Annotated in this window: 4 protein-coding genes; all 4 read right to left on the reverse strand. The window is 74.6% G+C overall.

Annotation, left to right across the window (positions count from 1 at the left end; genetic code table 11):
* Window positions 1-288: 288 nt before the first annotated feature.
* The gene (gene nusB / locus QK440_RS40950) at window positions 289-720 is read right to left on the reverse strand and encodes a transcription antitermination factor NusB (RefSeq protein ID WP_282798349.1); all 432 of its coding nucleotides are present in this window, start codon (window positions 718-720) and stop codon (window positions 289-291) included.
* A 2-nt stretch (window positions 721-722) separates the two neighbouring features.
* Entirely contained in the window at window positions 723-1,289 is a 567-nt protein-coding gene (gene efp / locus QK440_RS40955; RefSeq protein ID WP_217141094.1) for an elongation factor P, read from the reverse strand.
* 60 nt (window positions 1,290-1,349) lie between these two features.
* On the reverse strand, window positions 1,350-2,450 hold the full coding sequence (locus QK440_RS40960; protein WP_282798350.1) for an aminopeptidase P family protein: 1,101 nt from the start codon (window positions 2,448-2,450) through the stop codon (window positions 1,350-1,352).
* A 206-nt stretch (window positions 2,451-2,656) separates the two neighbouring features.
* Window positions 2,657-3,403 (reverse strand): AAA family ATPase (locus QK440_RS40965; RefSeq protein WP_282798351.1); only part of this gene is annotated, 747 nt, incomplete at its 5' end.

Consider the following 3,403-nt stretch of genomic DNA (forward strand, 5'->3'; position numbering starts at 1 on the left):
CGGTGGGTGGGGCTCCGGCTTGGGTGGTAGGGGGCGCGTCCTGTGGGCGGGACAGGGGCGGGCCCTCGCGGGCGGCGGCCCCCCCCCCCCCCCCCCCCCCCCCCCCCGGGGGGCGCCCCCCCCCCCCCCCCCCCCCCCCCCCCCCCCCCCCCCCCCGGGCGGCTTTTCCCGTCCCGCGGTTTTCCTGGACGGCCGGCGGCTTTGCCGGGGCGGGGCGCGGCGGGAAAACCGAAGGGCCCGCGGCCAATACGGCCACGGGCCCTTCGGGAACGGCGGAATCGGAAGTCGCTAAGCGTCCCGGCGAAGGCTCGGCTTCAGCTCCTTGAACCGGCCCAGGAGCCCATTCACGAAAGCGGGCGAATCGTCGGTCGAGAACTCCTTGGCGAGCTGCACGGCCTCGTCGAGGACGACCGCGTCGGGCGTGCCGTCCACCCAGACGAGCTCGTACGTGCCGAGCCGCAGGATGTTCCGGTCGACGACCGGCATCCGGTCCAGGGTCCACCCGACGGCGTACTGGGAGATCAGCTCGTCGATGCGGGCCGCGTACTGCTCGTAGCCCTCGACGAGCTCCATCGTGTACTCGCTCACCGGCGGCTGCCGCGTGTCGGTCCGCGAGTGGCGTACCCAGTCCGCGAGGACCGTCAGGACGTCGACGCCACGCTGGTCGGCCTCGAAGAGGATCTGGAAGGCGCGCTTGCGGGCCGTGTTACGGGCGGCCACGGTTAGCTGTTCACCCGGCCGAGGTAGTCGCTGGTGCGGGTGTCGACCTTGATCTTCTCACCGGTGGTGATGAAGAGCGGGACGTTGATCTGGTGGCCCGTCTCCAGGGTGGCGGGCTTGGTGCCGCCCGTGGAGCGGTCGCCCTGGACGCCCGGCTCCGTCTCCTGGATGGTCAGCTCCACGGCGGCGGGCAGCTCCACGAAGAGCACCTCGCCCTCGTGCTGCGCGACGGTGGCCTCGAAGCCCTCGATGAGGAAGTTCGCGGCGTCGCCGACGACCTTGCGGTCGATGTGGAGCTGGTCGTAGGTCTCCATGTCCATGAAGACGAAGTAGTCGCCGTCCATGTAGGAGAACTGCATGTCGCGCTTGTCGACGGTGGCCGTCTCGACCTTCACGCCGGCGTTGAAGGTCTTGTCGACGACCTTCCCGGAGAGCACGTTCTTGAGCTTGGTGCGCACGAAGGCCGGGCCCTTGCCGGGCTTGACGTGCTGAAACTCGACGACGGACCAGAGCTGGCCGCCTTCGAGCTTGAGCACCATGCCGTTCTTGAGGTCGTTCGTGGAAGCCACGGTTGCGGAATCTCCTGGACTGACGTGGACGACCCCGGGGGCGCGCGCACAGCTCTCGGGCTAGAGCGCGAGCAGTTCCTTGGTCGTGATGGTGAGTAGCTCGGGTCCGCCGTCCGCCTCGCAGCGAACGACGAGCGTGTCATCGATCCGGACCCCGCCCCGGCCCGGGAGGTGGACCCCCGGTTCGACGGTGACCGGCACGCAAGCGTCCAGTTTACCCATGGCCGCCGGGGCCAACTGAGGGTCCTCGTCGATTTCGAGGCCCACGCCGTGTCCGGTGCGCGCGGCGAGGCCCTCCGTGTACCCGGCGGCGTCCAGGACGTGCCGGGCCGCGCGGTCGACGTCGCGGTACGCCGTGCCGGGCACGAGGGCCTCGCGGCCCGCCCGCTGCGCGGCGAAGACGACGTCGTACAGCTCGATCTGCCAGTCCGCGGGCGAGGTGCCGATCACGAAGGTCCGCCCGATCTCGCTGCGGTAGCCGCGGTACGAGGCCCCCAGGCACACGGAGAGGAAATCGCCCTCCTCCACGCGCCGGTCGGTGGGGCGGTGGCCGCCGCGGCCCGAGTGCGGGCCGGTGGCGACGGAGGTCGCGAAGGCCGGCCCGTCGGCGCCGTGGTCGACGAGGCGCCGCTCCAGCTCCAGGGCGAGGTGCCGCTCGGTGCGCCCCACCAGGATCGACTCCAGCAGTTCCCCGAGGGCCTGGTCGGCGATCTCGGCGGCGATCCGCAGGCAGGAGATCTCCTCCTCGTCCTTGACCAGCCGTAGCTGCTCCACGCCGCGCGCCAGGTCGGTCAGGCGCAGCCGGGGCGCCACGGAGGCCAGGGCCCGGTGCCGGGTCACGGTCAGGTGGTGCTCCTCGACGGCGAGGAACTCCGCCGCCTGTGCCACGGCCTGCCCGGCCCCGGCGACCGCCGCGTCGCCGCCCGGCGTGTCGAGCACCCGCGTGGCCAGCCCCTCGTCGGGCCGCCCCGGCCCGGCCTCCTCCCCCGGCGGCCGGGGACAGAGCAGGACGTCTTCCGTCCGGCCGACCAGCAGGACGGCCCCGCCGGGCGCCGCGCCCGCGAGGTAGCGGACGTTGGCGGGCCGCGACACGAGAGCCGCCCCACCGCTCCCGCACCGTTCCCTGAGCCGCTCCCGCCGCGCCGCGTACACCTCTGACATGGGGCCGAGCCTAAGAGCGCGGCCCTGTCCGGGCCGGTTCAGCGCGTCCGACCGGGCGTCGACGCCGCGCGGACGAGGGGTGGGCGCCGCGACCGTTGACGGGCCGCCCGGCGCCCGGCCAGGACGGGGCCGGGCGCTGCCCGCGCACCCCGTGCCCACCCCGGACGGGGGCGCCCGCTACCCGCGGGCCCCTGCCGCCCCGGCGGCTACCACTTCGGCGGGCTCGTCAGGGCCCGGGCCAGGACCTCGTCCAGGAGGCGGGCCGTGGCGGGGACGTCGAGCTGGGAGTTGTCGATGATGGGCAGGCCCGAGCCGTACCAGCCGGCCATGCGGCCGTGGATGCGGGCCACCTCCTCGTCGCTGAGGCGGCGGTTGCCCGTGCGCTGGGCGTTGCGCTCCAGGACGACCTCCAGGCCGGGCAGGATCACGACGGGCAGCAGGCCGGGGCCCACGTGCCGCTTCCAGCCGCCGAGGCCGACGACCGGGCGGTCCGGGAAGACGGCGTCGTCCAGGACGCAGGAGATGCCGTTGGCCAGGAAGTTCCGTGCGGCGAAGCCGCAGGTGCGGCGGGCCAGGCGGTACTGCGCCTCGGAGTTGTCGTTCCACCCCGCCTGGGGGTCGGCGAAGCCCGAGCGCACCCACTCGCGCACGTCGTCGAGGCTGATGTGGGCCGTCGGCACGCGCCGGTGCTCGGCCCAGTACTTGGCGACGCTGGTCTTGCCCGCGCCCGCGGGGCCGATCAGGAGCACGGCGAGGGTCGTGGAGCCGGTGTCGGCGGGCGCGGTGCCGGGCGGCGGGCTGGGCACCGCGACGGGGCCGCCGGGCGGGAGCTGGATGTGGCTCGTGGTGTCCCGGGCGGGCGGGGCCGCGGCGGGCGCGTGCGGGGACGCGGGGGCGTGGTGCTGCGCCTGGGGGGCCGCGGGAGCCGGGGCGGGCGGGGCCGCGGGGGGGGG

It is taken from the genome of Streptomyces sp. CC224B (genome assembly GCF_030010595.1).
GTDB lineage: Bacteria > Actinomycetota > Actinomycetes > Streptomycetales > Streptomycetaceae > Streptomyces > Streptomyces longispororuber.

Coding starts and splice junctions, on each gene's coding strand:
- QK440_RS40960 (WP_282798350.1), bottom strand. CDS start 2,450: ATGTCAGAGGTGTACGCGGCGCGGCGGGAGCGGCTCAGGGAACGGTGC.